The following is a 24613-nucleotide window of genomic DNA, read 5'->3' on the forward strand; positions in this document are numbered from 1 at the left end:
TCAGGCGTCGCGCTCCAGCCTCGCCAGATCCTCGAGCAGGCTCGGCCCGACGGGCGACCAGCCCAGGCGTTCGCGGGTGAGCGCGCTGGAGGCCGGCATGTTCATGGTCATGAAATGGGTGAGCCAGCCGAAATGGCCGGCCGCCTCGTCCGGGGCGATCGAGACCACCGGCAGGCCGAGGCGAACCGCGAGCCTGTCGATGATGGCGCTCAGCGACACCGCCTCTTCCGCCACCGCGTGATAGCGGGCGCCGGCCACGCCATTCTCAACCGCCAGGCGGTAGAGCCGCGCCGTATCGTCGATCGGGCAGGCGCACCAATCGACCGCGCCGTCGCCGACATAAGCGAGCGCGCCCTTCTCCAAGGAGAGATCGATGAGCGGGCTGATCAGGCCCTGCTTGCGGCGGTCATGGATCTGCGACAGGCGCATGGTGATCACGTTGACGCCGCGATCGAGCAGGTCGCGACCGGCGAGTTCGGAAGCGACGCGGGGATTGTGGCTGCCCGCGTCGAAATGATCCTCGACCGCTTTCTCGCCCGGCCCCGGCGTGCCCAGGCCGACGCCGGAAGTCACGATCAGCGGTCGGTCGGAGCCGACGAGCGCCTCGCCGAGCGCGCGGATGGCGACGCCGTCGCGGCCGCAATTGGCGGCGAAATTCGTGAACGTATGGTCGAAGGCGGTGTGGATGACCGCGTCGCAGGCGTCCGCGCCCGCGCGCAGGCTGTCGTGATCGTCGATGCCGCCGTGATGGACCTCGGCGCCGAGCGTGGCGACCTTTGCCGCGCCGGTTTCGGAGCGGACGAGGCCGAGCACCCGATGGCCGGCGCCGACAAGCTCGGGAATGATGTGGGAGCCGATGAAGCCGCTGGCGCCGGTGAGGAAGATGCGCATGAAAAGTCTCCTTGCTTGCTGCTGGCGATGGCGTAAACAGGAGATCTATCGTGTTAAAGTCGGTAGTTTATCCTATTATAATGCTTCACAGGATCAGGCGATGGACGAGCACAACGCGCTAGGGCGGTTTCTGAGGGATCTGCGCGCCCGCCGCGACCCGGCGAGCTACGGCTTCGCATCGAGCCGGCGGCGCACGCCCGGGCTCAGGCGCGAAGAAGTGGCGCAGCGCGCCCATATCAGCCCGGCCTGGTACACCTGGCTGGAACAGGGCCGCGGCGGCCCGCCCTCCGCCGATGTGCTGGACCGCATCGCCAAGGGACTGCTGCTGACGGAACCAGAGCGCGAGCATCTGTTCGTTCTCGGGCTGGGCCACCCGCCGCCGGCGCAGTACCGCGCGCCCGAAGGCGTGTCGCCGCGCCTGCAGCGGATGATCGACGCGATGGACTTCAGCCCGGCGATCCTGCGCACCGCCACCTGGGAAGTGCTGGCCTGGAACCGTGCGGCGTCCGTGGTGCTGACCGATTACAGCCGCCTGCCGCCCGATGGACGCAATCTGCTGCGGCTGATCTTTTCAAACCCCGACATCCGCGCCAAGCAGGTCGACTGGCGGGCGATGGCGAGCGGCGTCGTCGCCGCCTTCCGCGCCGACGCGGCCCGCGCCGGGGCGTCGGCCGAGGTCACCAGGCTGGTGGAGGACCTGTCGGCGCTGAGCCCGGATTTCGCCGAAATGTGGGCCGACGCCTCGCTGCTTCCGCATGGCGACGGCGCCAAGCGGCTCAACCATCCGGTTCTCGGGCTGATCGAGCTGGAATATTCGAGCTTCGCGGTGGACGGGCGGCCGGATCTCGGGCTGATCGTCTATAATCCCGTCGACGAGGCGGTCGCGGAGAGGATCAGGGCGTTGGTGAAGGGGTTGGCGGGCTGAGCGTGGGGGCTCGAGGCAATTTTTGCTGACTGTCCTTGACGGCGTGCGCCGAGCGATAGCGCGCGCCCTTCTCCGCCACCCCTCAAAACGCCGCCGGGGCCCAGAAATCCGAGGCCTGCAGGCGGGCGACCGATTCCAGATGCATCAGGTCGACCGCTTCGCCCGGGCCGGCCGCGCCGTCGGCGTCGAAAGAGAGGATGCGGGTGTCGACATCGAAGATCAGCTGTCGGGTGGAATTGAGCTGGCCGCCGGTGATGGTGAGGTCGCCTTCGTGATCGACGGTGATCAGGGCGGCGGCGATGTCATAGGCGCCTTGGTGAGTGTCCGGCAGCTGACGCAGGATCTCGCCGCCGAGCGCGATCAGGTCCTGGCCCTGGCGGAAATCGGTGATGCGGTCGACGCCGTCGCCGGTGTGGAAGATAAAGACATCCGAGCCCGAACCACCGGTCAGCACGTCGTCGCCGCGGCCGCCGCCGATCATGTCGCGGTCGGCGCCGCCATCGATCACATCGACGCCCGAGCCGCCCTGAATGTCGTCCTGATGCGCGCCGCCGAAAATGGTGTCGTTGCCCGAGCCGCCGAACACGTCGTCCTCGCCCTTGCGGGCGTCGATACGGTCGTTGCCGGAGCCGCCATAGATGATGTCGTCGCCGGCGCTCGTGCCGATCACGTCATTGCCCCAGCGAGCGTTGATGCGATAGTCGGTCGAAAAGTCGAAGCGCGGATTGATCACGAATGTGTCGGACGCGATGGTGAGATTGTTGAAGCCGGATTTCACGGCGTCTTCACTGAAGGGCATGACGCCGGTGATGTCGAAACCATTGAGGCGCTTGATCAGGATCGCATTGGCTGCCGTCGTCATCTGACTTCTCCCTTTTGACAGGCGACGCGCCCTCCGCACCGCTCATGACGAGGGTTGTGCCGGATTTTTCCGCCGCTTGCTGTTCCCGGCGGAACAGGCAGGCTCGGCCTCACAGCCTGCTCCGCGGCGGCGACGGACCGCGCCTGGCGCGGCGTCGGCGCCGAAGAGCCCATCGTCCGTCGCCCCCGGGAAAAAGAGTGCTGCGCCACAACGCACTGCAACATTCTCGATCTTGAAACGTTATGCATTGCAGCACAAATTTGATCGGTGGCGATCAACATAGGAATTCTGGCGCGGTCGGGGCCGAGGGTGAAGATGACGAGCGACACCATGAGGGCGGAGCGGAAGACGCGCTGGCTCTGGCTGGCGGCTTTCGCGACCGTCTTGATCGGCCTTGCTTTGCGACTTCCGGAGATCGGTTCGCGCTCGCTTTGGATCGACGAACTCTACAGCCACTGGTTCGCCTCGCGCAGTTATGCCGAACTCTGGCGCGACGTGCCGCAATACGAGACCCATCCCCCGTCTATTACACTCTGCTCAAGGCCTGGTCCGGCCTGTTCGGCGACGGCGAAGCCGGGCTTCGATCGCTGTCCTTGGCGGCGAGCCTGGCGACGATCGCGGCGATCGCGGTCTCGGGACGCGTGATCGGAAGGTCGCCGCGCTTCGAGGCGGCGGGGCTCGTGGCCGCGCTTTTTGTCGCCGTCAACGCCGCCAATATCCGCGATGCGCAGAACGTGCGGCCCTATGCGCTGCAGACGCTGCTGCTGACCCTCGCCATCCTCGCGGCGCTGGCGCTGATCGAGCGGCTGGCGCGCGCCGACGACAAGGCGCCGCGCGGCGACTGGCTGGGGCCGGCGATGCTGATGGGGCTGACGGCGGGGGCGGCGCTGTTGTTTCACAACACTTCCTTCTTCGTCGCCTTCGGGCTCTGGGCCGGGCTTGCCGCGACGCTGCCGCTGATCCCGAGCGGGAGGCGGTTCATGGCGTTCGGCGTGATGGCCGGCGCGGGCGTGCTGGCGCTCCTGGTCTGGGCGCCCTACGCGCCGATCTTCTTCGCCCAATCCAAGGGCTTCATGGGCCTCGCCTTCTGGCTGACGCCGAAGCCGAGGGATCTCTGGAGCGCCTGGGAGCTGGTGATCGGCGGCAATTGGCTCGCGCTCTGTCTGACGGCGGCGCTGCTGCTGGTCGGCATGTTCAGACTGGCGCAGGCGGCGCCGCGGCAGGCGACGATCGCCGGCGTGACGCTGGTTCTGCCGCTCTATGCGCTGCTGGCGGTGAGTTTTTCGGTCAAGCCGATCTATATCCAGCGGCTGTTCGACTGGATGGTTCCCTTGGCGCTGCTGGTCGTCGCTTATGGCGTCGTCTCGCTGCCGGGGCGGATCTGGATCAAGTCGGCGCTTGCGGCGCTGGTGATCGGCCTTTCGGTCGAGCGGACGATCGAGGATTTCAAAAACCGATCGACGACTGGAAGATGATCGCCCAGGTGATCGCCGACAACGCCCAGCCCGGCGACGTGGTGATCGCCGCGCCCGCCGAAGGCAGCGTCGCGGTGGATTATTACGCCCGCCGTCACGCGAACTTCCCGCCGATCGTCTATGTCCCCGGCCCCTATCCGCAGCGCGGGCTCGATCGCACCTATATGAGCAATCTCGGCGCGCCCCAGATCGCGCCCGAGGACCGGGCGATCGTGGAGGCGGCGCTTGCGCGCCACAGGCGCGTCTGGCTCGTGCAGGTGTCCATATCGCTTTACGACCCCAAATCCATCATCCGCTCCGCCATCGCCGAAAAGCGCCGTTTCGTGCGCTATGACGGCAATTCGCTGGCCAAGGTGGAACTCTTCGACTGACGCGACCTTTCTTCCTCATCGACCGAAAGACAGCTGAGCCATGAGCGACATCGACCTTCTCCCGAGAACACCGGCCGCCGAAGCCGCGCTGCCGCCCGCCCTCGCCCGGGCGGCCGAGACGACCGCGGCCCGCCTGCCCCTGCCTCGGGCGGCGATCGAGCTGACCGTGGTCATCCCCAGCTATTGCGAGCGGGAGAACATCGCCGAACTCTTCCGCCGCCTGGACGTCGCGCTTCGATGGCGTCGCCTGGGAGGCGGTGGTGGTCGACGACGACAGTCCCGACGGCACCGCCGAGATCGCCAAATCGATCGGCCGGCGCGATCCCCGCCTGCGCTGCATCCGCCGGGTCGGCCGACGCGGCCTGTCGGGCGCGGTGATCGAGGGCATGCTGTCCTCCTCCGCGCCGATCGTTGCGGTGATCGACGCCGATCTGCAGCATGACGAGACGCTGCTGCCGAAGATGCTCGCGGAAATCCGCGCCGGCGCCGAGATCGCCATCGCCAGCCGTTACGCCGAGGGCGGATCCGCCACCGAAGGCTTTTCCGGCGTGCGCCGCTGGGGCAGCGAGATGGCCACGACGCTGGCGCGCAGGCTGATGGGCGTCTCCGTCAGCGACCCGATGTCGGGTTTCTTCATGCTGAGGCGCGACATCGTCGAAACGCACGCCCATGACCTCTCCAGCCAGGGCTACAAGCTGCTCGCCGACATCCTGTGGAGCGCAGGCCGCGACCGGCGGATCGTCGAACTGACCTATCGCTTCCGCGCCCGCCAGCATGGCGAGAGCAAGCTCGACGCGCTGGTGACGCTCGATTATCTCGGACTGATCTTCTCGAAACTGCTCGGCGGCGCGCTGCCGGTGCGCTTCCTGATGTTCGCCGCCGTCGGCGCCTCGGGCGTGGCGGTGCATCTGATGATGCTGCAATTCGGTCTCGGCAATCTCGGCCTCGCCTTCGGCTGGGCGCAGGCGCTGGCGGTGATCACCGCCATGACCTGGAATTTCGTGCTCAACAACCGCCTGACCTATCGCGACGCCCGCCTGACCGGCTGGGGTTTCATGACCGGGCTCGTCAAATTCTACCTCGCCTGTTCGATCGGCTCCATCGGCAATATCGGGGTCGCGAGCTGGATCTACTCCTTCCACGCCACCGCCTGGATCGCGGGACTGACCGGCGCGGTGATGGGGGCGGTGTTCAATTACGCGGTTAGCTCGGCGTTGATCTGGAAGAAGTGAGGGGTTGCGGGTGGGGTCAGCGGGCATAACGGGACGGTATAAATTCATTTGGCTTTTTCTAAGTCAGAGACAAAGAGACCATATTTCGTACCACGACCTGTCGCCACGATATTCGTTCCCGGCTGCAGCGTTTTCCGAAAAGTGTCGCTTACGCCACAGACGCGGTCGAACGGAAATGGCGCGCCCTGGAAGGTGACGGACGATCTGCAATATTTTTCATCGGCGTCACGCGCTTGATCGACCACATAGGCCATTTCGACAGGCCCCCGAATACAATTGCCATCACCATCGGAACCGCGATGTTGACGACAGTAGCGCCGAGGCAATACCCCAGAACAGGGGAAGCTATGACGGCAATTACTTTCTTCAGCTCATTACTGCTTGATTGGGAAACAGAAGACACAATCAGCCATACAGTGAATCCTCCCGTGCCAATTCCAACCAACATCGCCAGATCGCGCACATCACGTATCCATGCCGGCGATGGCAAGAAATTGTTTCCTGATATTTGCACGAGCAGCGGCAACACTCCGATCAACAACCAGATGGCGACAGCCCGTTTTCCGTAAAGCGCTGTTCCATGATGCTGATATTTGGATTCCAATTTCGCCTTCCTCCTCTTGCTCGCCACAAATTACCTACATCCTGTCCCATTGGTCTAAATTGCTTTTTGCAACAGCTGGTCAGAATTCGTCGAAGAAAATGTCGTTGCCGATTGCTGTGTAGATCCTCTTCCATCCAAGACCTTCACGGCTTCATTTCTTCTTTATTTCGGCCAGTGAGATTCAAGTTGGCGCGTAGCGCTCCACAGGCATCGGCGCTGACCTGGAAGAAGGGTCGTCGCCTGGGGTTACCCCCTCTGGTCTGCCGACCATCTCCCCCTCAAGGGGGGAGATTGGCTGGCGGCTCGATCCTCGCCCAGCCATTTTCGTTGAAAGTGGGGAAGCCGGCGCTCCCTCAATCTCCCCCTTGAGGGGGAGATGTCCGGCAGGACAGAGGGGGTGGCCCGGAGGGCAGATGCAAACACATGGCCACACACCCCGTCCCCTACCCCACCGCCTCGATCTCGATCTCCTTCCCCGCCATGACCACCACGTCGCCCTCGCTTTTGCCGATCAGCAGGCGCGCGATCGGGGACACGTAGGAAATGGAGCCCGCCTTGGGATCGGCCTCGTCCTCGCCGACGATGCGGTAGGTTTCGACCCGGCCGTCCTCGCGGCGGAAGGTGACGGAGGAGCCGAAGGCGATCACGTCAGTATCGGCGGGGGCCGGCATGAGTTGGGCGCTGGCGATGCGTTCCGAATAATAGCGGATATCGCGCAAGGGGCTCGCCTGCTGGCGGCGGCGTTCGTTGACGTCCTCGATGGGCTGGGCCGCCTGATAGAGCTCGCGCGCCTCGGCGAGCGCCGTTTCCAGCGCTTTCAGGCCCGTCTCGGTGACGAGATTGGCGTGCGGCGAGATCTCGCGCGGCGGCAGCAGCGTTTCCGACGCCGTCTCGGCGCTTTCTTCCTTGAGGAAGGCGACGCTCATGGGATGTCCTTTCCGGGCAAGACCTGAAGGCGCGGGCGGCAAATCCGCCACGCGCCGGTGGAAGCCCTTAAGCCTTCACGCCCAGCAACCTGAGCCGCATCACCCCGCCGTCGGGATGCATGGCGAAGCGGACATGGGTGACGGGGCCGATCGGTTCGACGTCGGAGCCGGCGAAGTCGTGGATATGATCCATGGCGAGCTTCTTCCTGGTCAGGATCGGCGTCCAGTTCTCCGACGCCGCGATCTCTTCCGGCGTCAGCGTGTCGCCGAGATCGGGCAGATAGGCGCCGAGCAATTCGCAGGTGTCGGGGAAATTGCCCTTGTAGAAATGCGTGTCGACGGTGATCTTGCGGATCTCGCCGGCATGGCCGAGGCGGATGATCGCCCAGTCATGGCCGGGGCCGCGGCGACGCTTGGTTTCCCAGCCGTCGCCCATATTCTTGCCGCGGCCGGGCTCGAGCATCTTGTCGGGATGGCCGTAATGGGCGTCCGACCAGGCGAGCGATTTGGCGCCGTGGAAGATGTAGGCGAGGTCGATTTCCTGATCGGCGCCGACCTTGGACCAGTCGAAGGCCGCCGTTCCATAGACGCGCAGCCGCGCCACGCCGCCATCGGGATAGATGTGCAGGCGCAGATGCGTCCAGACGCGGTCCTTGTCGGCGTTCTCGTAGAAGTGATGGGCCGACGGGCCGAGCGGGCTTTTCGCCACCAGTTCGGTCCATTGGGCGTCGTCGTTCGGATCGGGGTCGCCATCGGGCGAAAATGCGGCTTCGATGGAGGCGAAGGGCGGATAGTTGCCGGTGAACCAATGCGTGTCGACGTCGAAACCCTGGATGCGGCCGGCCATGGCCAGCCTGATCACCGCATAGTCGTGGCCTTCCACGCGCTTGCGGCGGCTTTCCCAGCCGTCCATCCATTTGCCGTTGTCGTCATAGAGATCGGGATCCCAGAGCGGCGGCTCGTCGGCGAGCATGCGCGAGAGCGGCGCGAAGAATTCGTCGGTGGAGAAAACCGCCGTCGCGCCCAGCCGGGCCGAGGCGAGATTGACGGCGCCCGCGGCGAAAGCGGGCATGTCGAGCGTTCCGTAGGAGACTGGCAAGGCGTTCCTCATTCTTGTGTCTGGGCTTGCTGCTTCGGCTAGCTATAGCGCGGCGAGAGAGGGATGGGAACGGCGCTTGTGGAACCGGTCGCCGTCGCCTATCAAGACGTCTGGCGCAAGCGGCGGCGCTTTGCAGCGACGATCGCGGCCGCCTCGAGCGCGCCTGCGCTTCGCCGTCGAACAGCCATCACTGCGTCGCCCTCGGCATTTTTTTCGCCAACGGGACATTTCATCGCAAAATACGCGTCGAAACCATCGTGACATTTACTGAGAAAACATAACTCGCATCTATAATTAGGAAACTTTCAGAACAGGTCGGGCCATGGCTGAACAGCGCACGTACAATCGGAAGCTGCTAATCGGAGCCGCTTGCGCGACGCTCATCGTCAATAGTTATGTTCTCTTTCTGAGCCTGGCCAGCCTGATCGACACCCATGACCGCGTCAGACATTCCATCATCGTCAAGGGCGAGCTGGCCCGCGTCAACGTGGAAAAGTCCAACGCCGAATCCAACCAGCGCGGATATCTGCTGACCTCCGACATCCGCTATCTCGACCCTTATTACAGCGCCGCCAACATCATCCGCTCCAAGCTGGACCGATTGCGCGAGCTGGTGTCCGACAATCCCGAGCAGATTCGCTATGTCGAGAAGATGAGCGAGCTCATCGGCATGAGGTTCGACGAAATGGGCGAGGCGATTATGTTCCAGAGCGCCGGCAATTCAAAAGCGGCCGTGGAACAGGTGCGCAAAAATCGCGGCAGGGAAATCGGGATCGAGTTTCACCGCACGGTCGAGCGCATGCAGCAGGCGGAGGAGCGGCTTCTTCTGGAGCGCGAAGCGCAGGCGGAGCTGGCCAAGCGGGCGGCCTTTCTGACCCTGTTCGGCTTTACCGTCACCACGGCCATGCTGCTTGCGGCGCTGGTCTATCTCGGACGACGGGAAATCGTCCGCAAGACCCAGGCCTCGCGGGAGCACGAAGCGATGGCCGTCAAGCTGGGAGAGCAGTCCGAGCGTCTGGCGCGCGAACGCAACGATGTCGCGCATCTCAACGAGGCCAGCAACTTTCTGCAAAGCTGCAACAACATGGATGAGATCTCGGCTGTCATCGGTCCATTCCTGGAGCGCCTGTTCCCCAACAATTCCGGCGCAATCCACATTACGGCGTCGTCGCGCAACCGGTTGGACCTGATCGGCTCATGGGGAGACCGATCGTTTCCGCGCCAATTTTCTCCGCATGACTGCTGGGGCCTGCGACGCGGACAGATCGAGGCGCGAGGCGCAAACGATGTCCGCCCCCGCTGCGAGCACCATACCTCGGAGGCCCATGCGGGCCATGAGCTGTGCATCCCGCTCGTCGCGCAGGGAGAAACGCTGGGCCTGCTGTCGCTCGTCACAAACCGCCGGTTCCGAAGACGTCGACAACCGCGATACGCGCCGGCTGGCGGAAATGGCGGCGCGCCAGATCGGCCTGACCCTGTCGAACATCCGGCTGCGCGAGAGCCTGCGCGACCAGTCGATCCGCGATCCCATGACCAAAGCGTTCAATCGGCGCCACCTCGAGACGGTGTTCGAGAAGGAAATGGCGAAAGCCATCCGCTATGGCCGCCCCTTGAGCATCGCCATGCTCGATATCGATCATTTCAAGCGCTACAACGACACGCATGGCCATCAGGCGGGCGACGCCGCTCTCATCGCGGTGACGCAGCATATCCAGTCCAAACTGCGCGAAAGCGACTGGCTGTTCCGATATGGCGGCGAAGAATTCCTGATCCTGTTCAGCGAGTCCGGATCGGCCGACGCGGCGGCGAGGCTGGATCAGATCAGAAATTCCGTGTCCATGCTGAGCATCGCCAATGACGGCGTCGCGCTGCCGCATGTCACGATCTCCTGCGGCGCAGCCGGACTGGGCGAGGATGCGGAGACCTTCGAGGCTCTGGTCAGCGCCGCCGACGCCGCGCTTTACGAAGCCAAGAATGCAGGGCGCAACCAGGTGAGGCGCGCCTCCGAGCTAACGGCCATCGGCAAGATCGCCTGATCGCCGGGCACCGACGGGGTCATGGTTCGCTGGTGCGCCTCGCGCTCATGCTAAAACTTTGTACCGCCCGAAGCGCTGCGCGACTCTTCGGTGAGATGACGTGCCTACGCAGTTTGCCAGCGAGATAGGGATGGGCGCAGCAAGCCTGAGTGTTAGTCACCGTCCGTAGCGCAAAATTCGTCGCAGGCTCGGCAACACGCGATCCCTTTCAGAACATCGCTCTTATCCGCTTCCGAGCTGAAGTGGTTCGACAAATCTTCGCTCTTCGACGGCTTGAGTGCTGCATACGCGGTCCGCTGTCGTGTTTTCCATTCAGTAAGGTAGGTGGTGCCGGGATAGCGCGATATGCAAAAAGCCCCTCACATTGTTGAAACGTACCTTTACCAGACGTTTTTCACCCGTGAAATAATCTTTCTACCGTCGATTGATATGCGCAACGTCACCTACGCATTTTTCCCCGCCAACGCCTCATAAAATCATCGGCCTCACTATGCTTTCAGCGCGTGGTTTGGAGATGAAACATCAAAGCTCATCAATAGGAAAACCTGTAAACTTTTTATACAATCTTTTTTTGACTGATCGATCTCGCCCAGGCTTTATCAGCATCCAAGGATAGATTATTTCCCTCGGCATTCTGCCCGCAAAACGGTAACCTGTATTCGTAATGTGCCAAGACTGCGCAACAGGAGGCCTAAACTTGGGAAGCGACAGTTGTTTTCGATCATTATATAGGGTCGGCCCGATTGCCCAAATAAGAATATGCTCAAGGCCCTCCAATGCTGCGCGATTGTTTTTTCCCATAGCCGATTTATAACCGTGGAAATCTATTTTCCCAATGCTTAGGCCTGTTGGGCCGCGCATGTCAGCGAACTCCCTCGCCTTTGGATGATTTTTGAAGCGAGCATCCAAATTACTGGTAATGCCAACATAGACGATTGTATCTCGCGTCTTCGCACTGTGATGGTTTCGTGTGATGGCATACAAATAGCCAGGCTCAAGATACTCATCATCGATGGGCGCGCGCATCCCAACATCCCAAGTGCGGGGAAGAGACCACTCAATCGATACTGGCTTGAAAAGCTGGCCATTGCCATTTCCTAGTTCTTCGACGTCGTAACCATAATCTGCCGGTTTAAACTGACGCGGTGCAGCCATCTCCTCACTCCTTCAAGCACTATCAAAAACTAACCACAAGAGTCGCTGATCATCTATCCAGATGTATATCCAGGCCAGCGACTTGGAAAGAGTTCAACACGCTATAGTGGGTATTTTTCTACTTTTCCGTCTAAGTTTTGCCTCCTGCGCCTCCTCTACGGCTTGAAGGTGCTGCGACAAGGAACCAAGCCACGCAGCAGCATTCACGCAAATAAGATTTACCAAGGTTATAGAAATCCAATTAAACCGGATTCACACAACAACACTGTATTTTTGATACATTTATCCCGTGATGCCATAAAAAAACATCACATGATAGAATTTCACAAGACCACACACTTAATGTAATAGACTTTTAGAATTTCATAAATGCATAAATTCACAATAAAATTACCCAAAAGTTATTTGACGCACATATGGTCAAGCACCGCACATTTATGATTTTTAACACGAGACATGCAATGTCATCACATCACAACCCTCAACACAATTCAGTCAATGAAGCGGTAAGATGCGTTAAGCGAGATCAAGATCATTGAATTGCGCCGGATAGCTATTCAGAATACATGACGGTACGCATAGCCCCGAATTGGGCGTCCCTGTTCTCCCTCACCAATCCATCGCCTCCAGCCTCAGCCTGGCGATCTTTTCCACCTCATGCGCCGCCGTGTCGAATTCGGTGACGCGGGAATTGTGGATGCGGCGTTCGAAGGCGGCGAGGATGTCGTCTTTGCCGAGGCCCTTGACGGCGATGATGAAGGGGAAGCCGAATTTCGACTGGTAGCGGGTGTTGAGATCGGTGAAGCGGGCGAATTCCGTCTCGGTCAGCCGGTCGAGCCCGGCGCCTTTCTGCTCGGCGCGCGACTCTTCGGTCAGTTGACCGGCCACCGCCAGTTTGCCGGCGAGATCGGGATGGGCGCGCAACACGCCCAGCCTCTCCTCGTCGCCGGCGGCGCGGAATTCGGCGGCGAGCGCGGCGTGCACCGTCTGCGCCGACAGAGGCTCTGGCGCGCCGCTTCCGTCGAAGGCGCGCTCGGCGATCCACGGCGAATGTTCGAACACCCCGCCGAAACGGGCCACGAAAGCGTTCCGATCCATGAACATCTCCCTTTTCATCCGCAAATCAGTCGCATGACCATATAGGCGCGGTCGAGCCGAGAACAAGCGCAAAGCAATCGCACCGCGCAGCCTCGCTTTCCGGAGAAGTGAAGGGTCAGTTCATTGGGTGTTTGATTTAACTTTTATCAACTTCAGCGCCGCATTTTATGCGGAATTGATGATGGAAAAGAGGGTCGGCATGAAAAATTTCTCGGTACTGTTTCGCGTTTTCATGCTGACGGGCTTCTGTCTTCTGGTTCTCGCCGCCGCTCTCTTCTATCGCAACGAGGAAAGCTACGGCGACGTGGTGGCGGAGCGAAAGGCGATGCTGGCGCAGATGAACGAGAACGCCGTGTCGATCTTCAAGCGCTATCACGCGCTCGAAACGGAAGGGAAAATCGCCAAGGAGGCAGCCCAGGCCGACGCGATCGCCCAGATCATGGCGATGCGCTACGGCGCTGACGGCTATTTCTGGATCAACGATCTCGACGCCCGGATGATCGCGCACGCCGCCAAGCCGAAGCTGAACGGAACCGACGTGTCCGGGATGAAGGATCCCGACGGCGTGTTCATCTTCCAGGAATTCGTGCGCACCGCCAAGGCGAACGGCCAGGGCTTCGTCGACTATATGTGGCCGAAGCCGGGCTCGGACGCGCCGGTCGGCAAGAATTCGCATGTGATGCTGTTTCAGCCCTGGGGCTGGATCGTCGGCACCGGCGTCTATAACGACGATATCGCCGCCATCCATTCCAGCGGCATGGCCAAGACCGCCGGCATCCTCGCCTTGGCGGGCCTCGTCACCATCCTGTTTTCGGTGATGATCGGCCGCTCGATCTCGGTCCCGCTCGGCGGCCTGCAGGCGGCCATGGCGCGCATCGCGGCCGGCGACGCCTCCGAGGAGGTCGCCCATACCGATCGCCGCGACGAAATCGGCCGGATGGCGGCGGCGCTGGTCGAATTGCGTCGGTCGGTGATCGAACGCCGCGCGCTGGAGGACGGCCGCGCCGCCCAGCAGCAGGCGCTCGCCGACGCCCGCGCCCGCCAGGACGCCGCCGATCGCGAGCAGGTGGAAAAGCAGCAGGCGGTCATGGGCGAGTTCGAACGCGCGCTCGGGCTGATGTCGTCGGGCGACCTGACGGTGCGGATGACCGGCCTTCCGGCCGATTACGCCCGGCTGGAGCAGGATTTCAACCGCGCCATCGGCAATCTCGCCCAGGCGCTCGACGACATCGCCGTCTCGACCGACACCGTCACGCGCACGGCCGCCGAGATCGACGCGGCGGTGGCGCAGCTGTCGTCGCGCACCGAGGGACAGGCGGCCAATCTGGAGGAAACCGCAGCCGCGATCGAGGAAATCAGCCGGACCATCCAGTCGTCGGCCCGGAGCATCGACCAGGCCAAGACCATGGCGGCCGCCGCCAAGACCGACGCCGGAACGTCGAGCGGCATCGTCGGCTCGGCCATTTCGGCGATGAGCCGCATCGAGGAGTCGTCGCGGAAAATCGGCGAGATCATCGGGGTGATCGACGAAATCGCCTTCCAGACCAATCTTCTGGCGCTCAACGCCGGGGTCGAGGCGGCGCGCGCCGGCGAGGCCGGCAAGGGCTTCGCGGTCGTCGCCCAGGAGGTGCGGGAACTAGCGCAGCGTTCGGCCAATGCGGCCAAGGAGATCAAGGCGCTGATCACCGCGTCGAGCCAGCAGGTCGGCGAAGGCGTGCATCTGGTCGAGGAGACCGGCAAGTCGCTGTCGGGCATCGACCGCCGGGTGGCGACGATCGACGCCAGCATCGGCGACGTCGCCACGCTGGCCCGCGAGCAATCGTCCGGCATCGCCGAGATCAACGGCGCCATCAGCCAGATCGATCACATGACCCAGCAGAACGCCGCGATGGTGGAGGAAACCACCGCCGCCACCGCGACCCTGCGTCAGGAAACCGAAAACCTGGCCCGCCTGCTCGGCCGGTTCAAGGTCGAGGAGGAGCGTCGGCGCGCCGCGGCGTGACCACGGCGCCGAGCGTCACTTGTTCTGAAGAAGCCACATCTTGCCGGCCATGGTGATCTCATGGGCGGCGGTGTCGGCGTCGGCGCCTTCGCTGGTGGATTTGATCAGGCCGTGGTCGCGCAGCTGGGTGATCACCGCCGTGGTGACGGTCTTGATCGGCTGCGGACGCTCCTTGAACCGGTCGGTGCGCGCATAGGTCACTTCGGCGTTGAGGTGGGTCCATTTGTTGCCCTCGCCGAGATGAAGCCCGCCGTCCTTGACGAGTTTGAGGGCCTTGATCTGCGTCGGGGTGAGTTCGATGGTCATGATGGTCCTTGGTGTGCGGAATTAGAGGCGCCGGAACGGCCTGGAAATGCGACCGGCGCGGCCCGGGAACGCGCGGAGACCGTTCCACGAAAGCCAAGGCAACGTTTGCGCGCGCGCTTGCGGCGCGCGGCTACGCCGGTGCGGTCCTTATGACCCCACGCGGTCGCCATGGCAAGCCCGACCTCGCCGAACGCCTGATATTCACGGCCCGTGACCGCATGCAGCGTCCGCGGCGCCCCGTTTTGCATACCTCAAAGCCTTTGACAGCGCCTCTGGTTTCTCAAATATCGGGCTCCGGTGATTCCAGGGCAAGGGAGACGGCGACATATGGCGCGGGTTCAGAAGCGGACGATCGACGACGACGACAATGTGTTCCTGGAGGGCATTCTCTGGAAGAAGGTGGATTCCGACACGATCTCCGCCTGGAACGACCAGCCGCTGTGGATCCACTTCAAGGACACGGCCGCCAACAGCTGGACATTCGCGGACAAGTCCTTTTTCAGATCGGTGCTCGACCAGTGGACCGACGTCACCCGGCTGAGCTATCGCGTGACCTCCGACGCCAAGAGGGCCGACATGGTCGAGACGATCGTGCCGCAGAAATTTTTCGGCGGCGGCGGCAATATTACGCTCGGCGCGCATGAGACGCCCTATTTCGAAATGAAGAACGGCGTGTCGCGCGGCTGGTACTGGAACGACATGCTCGAAAACGGCTCCACCCGGGAGGGATCGCTGATCTATTCCACCGTGCTGCACGAACTGGGCCATGCGCTGGGCCTGGCGCATCCGCATGACGCGGGCGGCGGCTCCTCGATCTTCCCAAACACGCGCTACGACCATTCGGCCTATACGATCATGTCCTACAACGAAGCCTACAGCTTCGGCGCCAACGGCAAGATCACGCTGCGCTACGGCGCGCTCGGCGGGCTGGACCAGGACTATGGCCTGCGCATCGACCCCGCCGCCTTCGACATCGAGGCGATCCAGGCGATCTACGGCGTCAAGCAGGCGGCGCGCGGCGACAACGTCTATCGTCTCTCCGACGAGAACGGCTACTGGACGACCCCTGGGACACCGGCGGCATCGATGAGCTGCGCTATAACGGCGACGGCCGCGCGACGCTGGACCTCCGTCCGGCCTCGCTCAAGCAAGGCGCTTCCGACGCCGGCGGCGGCCTGTCCTACGTCGCGGGCGTTTACGGCGGCGTGACCATGGCGTCCGACCGAAGGGTAGAGACGGCGGTGATCGAGCGCGCCACCGGCGGCAGCGGCGACGACCGGATCACCGGCAACGATACCGACAATCTTCTCAAGGGCCGCGGCGGCGACGACATCATCATCGGCGGCGACCATACCCATGTCGAGGGCGGCGGCGATGTCGCCTATTATCGCGGTGCTCGCGCGGATTATTACGCGCGCGTTTTCGTCAATGGCGCGATGATCGAACATATAAGACACACGAAGGAATTCGATGACGGCTTCGATCGGCTGAGAAAGGTGGAATACGCCTATTTTGCCGAGGACGATAAGGCCTATAGTCTAAAACCGGCATCGGCGAATTCGCAAACCCGGTCCGGCGGCAAGGAATTCACGCTCGACGGCGGCACGTTGATCGAGACGCCGGCGCTGCTGCTGGGCTTTGCCGAGGGCAAGGACACGATCGTCCTGAAGAGCGAGCTGTTCGACAGCCTCGAGAATGGGCGCCTCGACGCCGACGAATTCATCCTCGGGCGCAAGGCGGTCGACGCCGATGATCATCTGATCTTCGACCGGGACGCCCGCGCGCTTTATTTCGACGCGGACGGCGCAGGCGGTCGCGACGCGGTGCTCGTGGCGGCCTTCGGCCAGACGGTGACGGTGACGGCGTCCGATTTTCAGATCGTCTGATCCAAGCGCTCGGCCGCACGGGTTTCAGCGCGCCGGCTCGCCCGGCGCGTCTTTTTTGGGTGAATGGCCGGCGACGCCCCTGCGGCGGGCCAATTCCTTTGACATGGCCAGAGGTTTCTAAACTATCTGGGCCGAGGGCACTGATTCACGCGGGAACGGGCGGAGGGACACTTATGGCCACAGTGATCAAGCGCAATGTCGACGACGGCGAGAACGTATTTCTCGAAGGGATTCTCTGGAAGGGCGTCAACGCCTCGCAGACCTATGCCTGGAGCAGCGACGCGCCGCTGCAGCTCTATTTCAGGACACCGCCGCCCATAGCTGGACGGCGGCGCAGAAGAATTTCTATCAAAGCGTGCTCGGCGAATGGACATCGGTCACCCGGCTGAGCTTTTCGGTGACCAACTCGTATTCGCAGGCGAACCTGGTCGAGAAGATCGTCGGCCAGAGCGCCTGGGGCGGCGGCGGAATCGTCTATGCCGATCATGAAACGCCCGACGACGCCTGGTCCTTCGGCAACGCCATCGGGCGGTTCTGGAACAAGCTCGTCGATCCCTCCGACCTCAAGCCGGGCTCGTTTTCCTACGAGACGCTGCTGCATGAGCTCGGCCATGCGCTGGGTCTCGCCCATCCGCACGACAATGGCGGCGGCTCCAGCATCTATGCCGACAAGACCTATGACCACATCACCTATACGATCATGTCGTATAACGACAATTACAGCTTCAAGGCGGATGGCTCGATCAAGCTGAAGAGCGGCGAACTCGGCCCGCACAGCCAGAGTTACGGCTTCCGCATCGACCCCGCCGCCTTCGACATCGAGGCGATCCAGGCGGTCTACGGGATCAAGCAGGCGCATACCGGCAACGACGTCTATACGCTGTCGGACAAGAACGGCTACTGGACGACGCCCTGGGACACCGGCGGCAACGATACGCTGCGCTATGACGGCGCCAAGCGCGCCGTTCTCGACCTGCGTCCCGCCTCGCTGCGGGAAGGCGCGGCCGACGCCGGCGGCGGCGTCTCCTATGTCTCCGGCGTCTATGCCGGCATCACCATGGCGTCGAACCGCACGGTGAAGACGGCGGTGATCGAAAACGCCATCGGCGGCGACGGCAACGACGCGATCACCGGCAACGGCGCCAACAACCGCATCACCGGAAATGGCGGCGACGACAAGATCAATGGCGGCGGCGCGCACGACACGGTCGTCTTCAGTTCCCGAATGAGAGACTATGTTTTCGACAGCCGGGGCTCCACCATTATTGTGGAGCACGCGTTCGGGTCGGCAAAGGGGAGCGATGGCGTTGATACACTGCAAAATATTGAAACTCTTCGCTTTTCGAACCGCACCTTCAATCTCGCTGAATCTAGGCATGACGAGACGGCGCGCGGCGACGGCCACGCCTATCGCCTCGACCACAGCCTGACCGACAAGGCGGCGACGCTCGTCATCGGCTTCATCGCCGGCCGGGACACGCTCGAACTCGACGCTTCCGTCTTCGCCGCGCTCGCCAGGGGCGGCGTCGGCGACGACGTCTTCACGCTGGGTTCGCAGGCGAAGGACGCCGACGACAGGCTGATCTACAATGCCGGCCGCGACGCGCTCTATTACGACGCCGACGGCGCCGGCGACGGCGGGAAACTGCTCGTCGCCCAGTTCAGCGGCGATGTCGACCTCGGCGCACGCGACATCCTGGTGGTGTGAACGGCGGGCGGGTTTAGTCCGAGCGCCGGAGCGGCTCGCTCCGGCGTCCTCCATGCCGGACGTCTAATTTGCCCGCCGGCCTTGCGGGCCCGATTTCGCGACCTATATCCAACGGGTTCTTGCCATGCCCGCCGCATTTTCAGCAGTCGCGCGGGCGTTTCCCTGACATCACTCGACGACGAGGTTTCCCATGCCGATCGCAAAGGCTACGCCGCCACAGATGCGTCCAGCCCGCTCACGCCCTTCACCTTCGAGCGCCGCGCCCCCAATGACGACGACGTCGTCATTGCGATCAAATATTCCGGCATCTGCCATTCCGACATCCACCAGGCCCGCAACGAATGGGGCAATTCGATCTTCCCGATGGTGCCCGGCCACGAGATCGCCGGCGTGGTGACGGAGGTCGGCGCAAAGGTGACCAAGTTCAAGGTCGGCGACCATGTCGGCGTCGGCTGCTTCGTCGATTCCTGCACGCAATGCGCAACCCGCGATCTCGACAACGAACAGTATATGCCGGGCCTGATCGGCACCTACAACGCCTATGAAGCCGACGGGACGACGCCGACCTATGGCGGCTATTCCGACAGCATCGTGGTCAAGGAAGGCTATGTGCTCTCCATCCCGCAGAACCTGCCGCTCGACGCAGCCGCGCCCCTGCTCTGCGCCGGCATCACGCTCTATTCGCCGCTCAAGCACTGGAACGCCGGCCCCGGCAAGAAGGTGGCGATCGTCGGCATGGGCGGCCTCGGCCATATGGGCGTCAAGCTCGGCGCGGCCATGGGCGCCGACATCACCGTGCTCAGCCAGTCGCTGTCGAAGAAGGAAGACGGGCTCAAGCTCGGCGCCAAGGCGTATTACGCCACCTCCGACGCCGAAACCTTCAAGACGCTCGCCGGAAGCTTCGACCTGATCCTCTGCACGGTCAGCGCCGATATCGACTGGAACGCCTATCTGTCGCTGCTCAAGGTCGACGGCGCCATGGTGCTGCTCGGCGTGCCGGAAAAGCCGGTGCCGGTGCACGCCTTCTCGCTGATCGGCGGCCGCCGCACGCTGGCCGGCTCGATGATCGGCTCGATCAAGGAAACCCAGGACATGCTGGATTTCTGCGGCCGGCACGACATCGTCTCCGAAATCGAGACGATCTCGATGGACCAGGTCAACGAAGCCTATGAGCGCGTGCTGAAGAGCGACGTGCGCTACCGCTTCGTGATCGACATGGCGACGATGAAGTAAGGTGGACGGGGGCGCGGCGCGGATGAGCGGCGCGCTCCTGTTTTTGCTCAGTCCATGTCGATAGGACGCACGGAGAGCCGCAATCCCATCGCTTTCAGAATCGCGGACAAACCGCGAAGCTCCGGATTTCCCTTTTCGGACAGAGTCCGGTAAAGCTGTGTGGGATTGAGGTCGGCCGCCTGCGCGACGGCCGAGACGCCGCCATAGGCTGACGTCATTTGCCGGAGCGCGATCATCAGTTCCGCCTGATCTCCCTCCGCGAGGATCTGGTCCAGGGTTTCGGCGGCCAGCGCCGGGTCTCCCTGAACAGCTCCGCCATCGCTTCGTCATGACTGCTATCCTTCACGGCATTCTCCCTTATCAGTGGCTCCGGCTCTTCCAGTCTCGCCAGCAGGCGCAAGCGCGATCGATATCCGCTCCCTGGCCGCGCTTGTCGCCGCCACAGAGCAGCAGGACGAGGGTGTCGCCGGCGCGGGCATAATAAAGGCGGTAGCCCGGACCCAGATCGATCCGCAATTCATGCACCCCGTCACGAAGCGCCTTGCGGTCGCCGAAATTTCCGAGCTCGAGACGGTTGATACGCCTGACGATCGCAGCCTTGGCCCTGATGTCGCGCAGGTCTCGAAGCCATTCGGTGACGAGATCTACTCCGCCCTTGGTCAGTTAGTGGCGAATGATCAACATATATCACCTTCGTTTAAAAACGAATAGCATGATCCGGAGATGTGACGACGATAACCTGACAAGGTCTTTCGTTCGAGACGTCAATCGGCGCGCGGAGACTGAGGCTCCAAGGTCGGGTCGGCGGGCGTCTGTAGCTGTGGCCACCCCCTCTGCCCTGCCGGGCATCTCCCCCTCAAGGGGGGAGATTGGATGGGGCGCCGGTTTGCCCAATCTCGACGTCCATGGCTGGGCGATGGTGGCGCCGCTTGCCGATCTCCCCCTTGAGGGGGAGATGGTCGGCAGACCAGAGAGGGGGTGGCGGCAAGCGCGATCGATATCCGCCCCTGACGGCGCCCGTCTCCGATTCAGCATCAATCCCGAGGCTGCGGTTTTGGGCGCCATGGCCTATTGAGCCACCAGTCGATTTGCCAATCCTCATAGCCCAGCAGTTCCCCCTCGCGGCGCTCATGTGTGTCGTCCCATGCGCCCTCACTCCAGAGATCGAGATAGGCCTGGATGCGCCAAGCTTCGGCGGACAGCGCGTAAAGCAGTTTGCGGATCGGATGCGAGACGCCGCGATGCTCCCACGTGGTCAGATCATCCCGTTCGACAAACGTCTTTGCCGCGACATGCGGAGCGAACCTGGACTTCAATTCATCAAACCAGTCGCTTTCAGGATCGCTGCTAAAAACGGCGAGCGGCTTGCGCCCCTCCAGCATCAACGGCAGTTCGAACTCGGTGTGAATGAGATAGGGCGTTCGGCGCAGCGCATTATCCGGCTCGATGTATTCGAGATCGGCATCGAGATCGAGAGGCGGCGTGAAGAGCGCGGCGACGCGGTCCACATCCCCTCGTCGAGGAAATAGGAATAGGTCATCTCGTCATCGTCTTCGATCTCAAGAGCGGCGGCGAGGCGGCCGGGGTCGTCGATTTCGATACGCGCTTCATAGAGTGCGGATCCGGTTGCGGGATCGAGACGCTTCAGAAAGAAGACCGGCAAGCCGCCCCCTCACCAACTCGGCTTGTGATGCGCGTGCCAATGCCGGGCGATGTCCAGCCGCGTCGGCGTCCAGGCGTCCTGATGGCTCTTCACATACTCGACGAAACGCCGTAGCGCCGCGATGCGGGCGGGGCGGCCGACGAGGCGGCAGTGGAGGCCGACGGACATCATCTTGGGCGAGCCCGCCTGCCCCTCCCGATAGAGCTCGTCGAAGGCGTCCTTCAGATAGGTGAAGAACTGGTCGCCGGAATTGAAGCCCTGGGGCGTGGCGAAGCGCATGTCGTTGGTGTCGAGCGTGTAGGGGATGATCAGGAACGGTTTGCCTTGGTGATCCGGAACCCAGAAGGGCAGATCGTCGGAATAATTGTCGGAGGAATAGAGGAAACCGCCCTCCTCCATCACCAGTTTCAGCGTGTTGAGCGACGGCTTGCCCTGATACATGCCATAGGGCCGCTCGCCGGCCACTTCTGTGTGCAGCCTGACGGCTTCGAGAATGTGCCGGCGCTCGATCTCTTCGGGATAATCCTTGTATTCATGCCAGCGATAGCCGTGGCTGGCGATCTCCCAGCCGGCTTCGTTCATGGCGGCCACCGCATCCGGATTGCGGGCCATGGCCAGCGTCACGCCATAGACGGTGACGGGAACCTCGAGCTCGGTGAACAGCCGGTGGAGCCGCCAGAAGCCGGCGCGCGAGCCGTATTCGTAGATCGATTCCATGTTGAGATTGCGCTGGCCGGGCCAGGCCGGTCCGCCGACGATTTCCGACAGCAGATTCTCCGAGGCCGGGTCGCCATCGAGAATGCAGCTCTCGCCGCCTTCCTCGTAATTGAGCACGAACTGCACCGCGACCTTGGCTGCGCCCGGCCATTGCGGATCGGGGATGTTGCGCCCGTAACCGACGAGATCCCGGCTGGTCTTGATATCGACAATCATCTGTTCCGCCTCGTTCTTTTCGTATTGCAGCGCGGCGAGGCTAGAGCGGCGCGGCGGATTTGTCGAGGGGCGGAAACGGCGAAGCGCGGGGACTGTCTACAGCCTCGAAAAGCGGTTGCAGACGCGCGAAAATCATGCAACTCAACGCAATGTGATTATTGTTCGGCTTATTGAAGGCGATTTTGATGACGGTCTCTTATTCCCCGCTTTACGGCTCCGACGCCGACGAAAAGCTTCAGCCCACCTACAGCGTCGATGGCGATCATGTCGTGGTGCACAGCACCATCTATGGCGGCGGCGGCAACGACGTGATCACGGGCGAAGAAGAACCGCTGCAGAGATCGCGCTACGCCTTTTACGGCGAAGCGGGCGACGACACGCTGCGGATCGACAGCGGCGCCAAAGCCTATTTCTCGGGCGGCAAGGGTAATGATCAGATTTTCCTCACCGGCAGGGACCAGCAAGCAAAGGGCGGCGATGGTTATGACACGTTGATTGCGGCCGAGACCGTGATCAGCGCCAAATCCGCGAGCGGTTTTGAAAAGCTGGTTCTTGAAGGAGACGCTTTCCTTGACGGGGTAGGCATCGGCAGCTTCGACGAAGTTGTGGTGAATTACACCACGCTATCCCTTACTCTACAGACTGACCTGTCGACCGTGAACATCGAAACGTCCAAAGCCTCGATGTTCTATATCAAAGGTTCAAATTTTTCCGATCGCTTCGACGGGTCATCTTATAGCGGGGATTTCGGGGTCGTGGCCGGCGGCGGCAACGACTACGTTAAGGGCAACGACAATGGCATCGACGCCGACGGTGGATCCGGCAACGATATATTGATCGGGGGCTCTGGCAACGACACGCCCTGGGATGGGAGCGCACAAAATCGGGAAGCCAATACAATGATTGGCGGAAGCGGCAACGACGAGATCAATTATACGGGAGGACGCGGAAAAATCGATGGTGGATCGGGCGCCGATACACTGTCGTTGTATTCCAGCGCGGACCGGTGGGTGATGAACTCCGCCGTGGTGAAAAGTATCGAAGTGCTCGATATATCCTTCGTCGACGGAAAGCTGTTCCTGGGAACCATGGACACATCGGGGCTCAGACGCCTCGTCGGCGACGGCAACATCTACATGAGCAACAAGAGTGTCCTGCGCAACATCGTCTCGGAAGACAATGCTGCGATCACGGGCTCGGCTGGAGCGAACAACGTTTCGATCGCCGACGTCGAATTGGGAACGATATCAATCAATGGCCGGGGCGGAGACGATCGTCTCTCGGTTGCCGCCGGCCAGGCGATCTTGATCGGTGGGGACGGCGATGATCGCCTTGTTGGCGGCGATGATATGGCGACAATCAGAGGCGGCGACGGGGACGACGTCATCCAAGGCGGCTCGGCCGCCGATTTCCTCAATGGTCAGGCAGGCAACGACACGCTTTCCGGCGGGGCCGGAAACGACACTCTTGTCCTGACAGACGCCACGGCATCGGACAAAGAAATCGCAAACGGCGGCGATGGCAAGGATCTTTTCCTGATCGGCCACGGAGATCACGGACATGGACGCATTCTGGGAGGGGCGGGAGCCGACCTGCTGGAAGGCCGTGGAAACCTCGCAGGATATGTTGTCAGAGACATTGAAACGCTCAAATCGACAGGGGCTATAACGGCTGACGCAGACGCGTTCGACAGCTTTTCCAAGATCGTCAGCCACGATGTTACCCTGGCCGACAGCCAAGTTCTAAAATTAGTCCTTTCGTCTGGCGGACACTTCAGCTGGAAGGCCGCATCTGAAAAAACGAATGGGGTCCTCACAGGTTCGGCGCAAGCGGACATCATCAATTTTTCAAAATCAACCTGGGGCTGGCATTTCGAACTCGGGAAAGGAGAGGATGTCGTGACGGGCACACAAGCGCGCGACGGCTTTTATTTCCGGAAAGGGGATGGCCACGACGTCATCCATGGCTTCAAAGATTTTGGCGCCAATGAAGACAGTATCCTGATCCACAGCACCGCCAAGATCAGAGGGATCGAGGATCTCGATGATCGAATCCTGACGCGAGGCGACGACGTGCTGATCGTCCTGGACGACGAGGTTTCCAACAATCTCGCCGATATGCATGACGTGATCGAACTTCGGAATGTCAACGTCCACTCCATCGGCTCGATGGATATCCAAATTTACGATTTTTGAGCATGGGACCCCG

The 24613-nt window shown here is 62.1% G+C and carries 25 protein-coding genes and 2 pseudogenes; 14 read left to right on the forward strand and 13 right to left on the reverse strand.

Annotation, left to right across the window (positions count from 1 at the left end; all coding sequences use genetic code 11):
• A complete protein-coding gene (locus tag H2O14_RS06025; protein WP_182826922.1) occupies positions 1 to 891 on the reverse strand; it encodes an SDR family oxidoreductase in 891 nt (296 codons plus the stop codon).
• A gap of 100 nt (positions 892 to 991) precedes the next feature.
• Between H2O14_RS06025 and H2O14_RS06030 the strand changes: the two genes are divergently transcribed.
• The gene (locus H2O14_RS06030) at positions 992 to 1816 is read left to right on the forward strand and encodes a helix-turn-helix transcriptional regulator (RefSeq protein WP_182826923.1); all 825 of its coding nucleotides are present in this window, start codon (positions 992 to 994) and stop codon (positions 1814 to 1816) included.
• An 82-nt stretch (positions 1817 to 1898) separates the two neighbouring features.
• Here H2O14_RS06030 and H2O14_RS06035 read toward each other — a convergent pair whose 3' ends face one another.
• Positions 1899 to 2678, reverse strand: coding sequence for a calcium-binding protein (locus H2O14_RS06035; RefSeq protein WP_182826924.1), 780 nt, complete (start codon positions 2676 to 2678; stop codon positions 1899 to 1901).
• 315 nt (positions 2679 to 2993) lie between these two features.
• Between H2O14_RS06035 and H2O14_RS27150 the strand changes: the two genes are divergently transcribed.
• The 4 genes from H2O14_RS27150 to H2O14_RS28775 all read left to right on the forward strand — a co-directional run bounded on the left by H2O14_RS27150 (position 2994) and on the right by H2O14_RS28775 (position 5756).
• On the forward strand, positions 2994 to 3323 hold the full coding sequence (locus H2O14_RS27150; RefSeq protein WP_246697306.1) for a hypothetical protein: 330 nt from the start codon (positions 2994 to 2996) through the stop codon (positions 3321 to 3323).
• Complete coding sequence (locus H2O14_RS06040; RefSeq protein ID WP_246697307.1) at positions 3272 to 4153, forward strand: hypothetical protein; 882 nt, start codon at positions 3272 to 3274, stop codon at positions 4151 to 4153. The genes H2O14_RS27150 and H2O14_RS06040 overlap by 52 nt, the downstream gene beginning before the upstream one ends.
• Positions 4150 to 4524 (forward strand): hypothetical protein, encoded by a 375-nt coding sequence (locus tag H2O14_RS06045; RefSeq protein ID WP_182826926.1) that lies wholly within the window; start codon positions 4150 to 4152, stop codon positions 4522 to 4524. The genes H2O14_RS06040 and H2O14_RS06045 overlap by 4 nt, the downstream gene beginning before the upstream one ends.
• Positions 4525 to 4784: 260 nt before the next feature.
• On the forward strand, positions 4785 to 5756 hold the full coding sequence (locus H2O14_RS28775; protein ID WP_312858554.1) for a glycosyltransferase family 2 protein: 972 nt from the start codon (positions 4785 to 4787) through the stop codon (positions 5754 to 5756).
• Positions 5757 to 5904: 148 nt separating this feature from the next.
• On the opposite strand, the gene H2O14_RS06055 is transcribed toward H2O14_RS28775, so the two are convergent.
• The 3 genes from H2O14_RS06055 to alc all read right to left on the reverse strand — a co-directional run bounded on the left by H2O14_RS06055 (position 5905) and on the right by alc (position 8358).
• A complete protein-coding gene (locus H2O14_RS06055) occupies positions 5905 to 6360 on the reverse strand; it encodes a hypothetical protein (protein WP_182826927.1) in 456 nt (151 codons plus the stop codon).
• Positions 6361 to 6803: 443 nt separating this feature from the next.
• Complete coding sequence (gene greA, locus H2O14_RS06060) at positions 6804 to 7286, reverse strand: transcription elongation factor GreA (protein WP_182826928.1); 483 nt, start codon at positions 7284 to 7286, stop codon at positions 6804 to 6806.
• Positions 7287 to 7353: 67 nt separating this feature from the next.
• Complete coding sequence (gene alc, locus H2O14_RS06065; RefSeq protein WP_246697308.1) at positions 7354 to 8358, reverse strand: allantoicase; 1005 nt, start codon at positions 8356 to 8358, stop codon at positions 7354 to 7356.
• 349 nt (positions 8359 to 8707) lie between these two features.
• Here alc and H2O14_RS29290 point away from each other — a divergent pair.
• Positions 8708 to 9169, forward strand: a pseudogene (locus tag H2O14_RS29290) (CHASE3 domain-containing protein); the annotation flags it as partial.
• Here the strand turns inward: H2O14_RS29290 and H2O14_RS27165 are convergent.
• Entirely contained in the window at positions 9107 to 9541 is a 435-nt protein-coding gene (locus H2O14_RS27165) for a hypothetical protein (protein ID WP_246697309.1), read from the reverse strand. The pseudogene H2O14_RS29290 and the gene H2O14_RS27165 overlap by 63 nt on opposite strands.
• 178 nt (positions 9542 to 9719) lie before the next feature.
• On the opposite strand from H2O14_RS27165, the gene H2O14_RS06075 reads away from it, so the two are divergent.
• A complete protein-coding gene (locus H2O14_RS06075) occupies positions 9720 to 10421 on the forward strand; it encodes a GGDEF domain-containing protein (RefSeq protein ID WP_182826930.1) in 702 nt (233 codons plus the stop codon).
• 522 nt (positions 10422 to 10943) lie between these two features.
• Here H2O14_RS06075 and H2O14_RS06080 read toward each other — a convergent pair.
• Both H2O14_RS06080 and uraD read right to left on the reverse strand, forming a co-directional pair.
• Positions 10944 to 11576: a GIY-YIG nuclease family protein gene (locus H2O14_RS06080; RefSeq protein WP_182826931.1), complete on the reverse strand. Its 633-nt coding sequence runs from the start codon at positions 11574 to 11576 to the stop codon at positions 10944 to 10946.
• A 609-nt stretch (positions 11577 to 12185) separates the two neighbouring features.
• The gene (gene uraD / locus H2O14_RS06085) at positions 12186 to 12674 is read right to left on the reverse strand and encodes a 2-oxo-4-hydroxy-4-carboxy-5-ureidoimidazoline decarboxylase (protein ID WP_182826932.1); all 489 of its coding nucleotides are present in this window, start codon (positions 12672 to 12674) and stop codon (positions 12186 to 12188) included.
• A 199-nt stretch (positions 12675 to 12873) separates the two neighbouring features.
• Here uraD and H2O14_RS06090 point away from each other — a divergent pair, with 199 nt between their 5' ends.
• Positions 12874 to 14676, forward strand: coding sequence for a methyl-accepting chemotaxis protein (locus tag H2O14_RS06090; protein WP_182829278.1), 1803 nt, complete (start codon positions 12874 to 12876; stop codon positions 14674 to 14676).
• A 15-nt stretch (positions 14677 to 14691) separates the two neighbouring features.
• Here the strand turns inward: H2O14_RS06090 and H2O14_RS06095 are convergent, their stop codons facing one another.
• The gene (locus H2O14_RS06095) at positions 14692 to 14982 is read right to left on the reverse strand and encodes a hypothetical protein (protein ID WP_182826933.1); all 291 of its coding nucleotides are present in this window, start codon (positions 14980 to 14982) and stop codon (positions 14692 to 14694) included.
• Positions 14983 to 15309: 327 nt separating this feature from the next.
• On the opposite strand from H2O14_RS06095, the gene H2O14_RS06100 reads away from it, so the two are divergent.
• From H2O14_RS06100 to H2O14_RS06120, 5 genes are all read left to right on the forward strand, one after another.
• On the forward strand, positions 15310 to 16191 hold the full coding sequence (locus H2O14_RS06100; protein WP_182826934.1) for a reprolysin-like metallopeptidase: 882 nt from the start codon (positions 15310 to 15312) through the stop codon (positions 16189 to 16191).
• Complete coding sequence (locus H2O14_RS06105) at positions 16104 to 16868, forward strand: M10 family metallopeptidase C-terminal domain-containing protein (RefSeq protein ID WP_246697537.1); 765 nt, start codon at positions 16104 to 16106, stop codon at positions 16866 to 16868. Before H2O14_RS06100 ends, H2O14_RS06105 begins: the two co-directional genes overlap by 88 nt.
• A gap of 173 nt (positions 16869 to 17041) precedes the next feature.
• Positions 17042 to 17257, forward strand: a complete 216-nt coding sequence (locus H2O14_RS06110) for a hypothetical protein (protein WP_182826936.1) — start codon at positions 17042 to 17044, stop codon at positions 17255 to 17257.
• Positions 17224 to 18576: a M10 family metallopeptidase C-terminal domain-containing protein gene (locus tag H2O14_RS06115; protein WP_182826937.1), complete on the forward strand. Its 1353-nt coding sequence runs from the start codon at positions 17224 to 17226 to the stop codon at positions 18574 to 18576. Before H2O14_RS06110 ends, H2O14_RS06115 begins: the two co-directional genes overlap by 34 nt.
• Before the next feature lie 162 nt (positions 18577 to 18738).
• Positions 18739 to 19809 (forward strand): NAD(P)-dependent alcohol dehydrogenase, encoded by a 1071-nt coding sequence (locus H2O14_RS06120; protein WP_182829279.1) that lies wholly within the window; start codon positions 18739 to 18741, stop codon positions 19807 to 19809.
• Between the two features lie 47 nt (positions 19810 to 19856).
• Here the strand turns inward: H2O14_RS06120 and H2O14_RS06125 are convergent.
• The 4 genes and pseudogenes from H2O14_RS06125 to puuE all read right to left on the reverse strand — a co-directional run bounded on the left by H2O14_RS06125 (position 19857) and on the right by puuE (position 22405).
• Positions 19857 to 20155 (reverse strand): annotated as a pseudogene (locus H2O14_RS06125) (DNA-binding protein).
• Between the two features lie 14 nt (positions 20156 to 20169).
• A complete protein-coding gene (locus tag H2O14_RS06130; RefSeq protein ID WP_182829280.1) occupies positions 20170 to 20472 on the reverse strand; it encodes a type II toxin-antitoxin system RelE/ParE family toxin in 303 nt (100 codons plus the stop codon).
• 371 nt (positions 20473 to 20843) lie between these two features.
• Entirely contained in the window at positions 20844 to 21317 is a 474-nt protein-coding gene (locus H2O14_RS06135) for a hypothetical protein (protein ID WP_312858555.1), read from the reverse strand.
• Between the two features lie 164 nt (positions 21318 to 21481).
• A complete protein-coding gene (puuE, locus tag H2O14_RS06140; RefSeq protein WP_182826938.1) occupies positions 21482 to 22405 on the reverse strand; it encodes an allantoinase PuuE in 924 nt (307 codons plus the stop codon).
• Positions 22406 to 22590: 185 nt separating this feature from the next.
• Here puuE and H2O14_RS06145 point away from each other — a divergent pair, with 185 nt between their 5' ends.
• Positions 22591 to 24600, forward strand: coding sequence for a calcium-binding protein (locus tag H2O14_RS06145; RefSeq protein WP_182826939.1), 2010 nt, complete (start codon positions 22591 to 22593; stop codon positions 24598 to 24600).
• Positions 24601 to 24613: the final 13 nt, after the last annotated feature.

It is taken from the genome of Rhizobium sp. G21, from assembly GCF_014158035.1.
Lineage (GTDB): Bacteria > Pseudomonadota > Alphaproteobacteria > Rhizobiales > Rhizobiaceae > Rhizobium_E.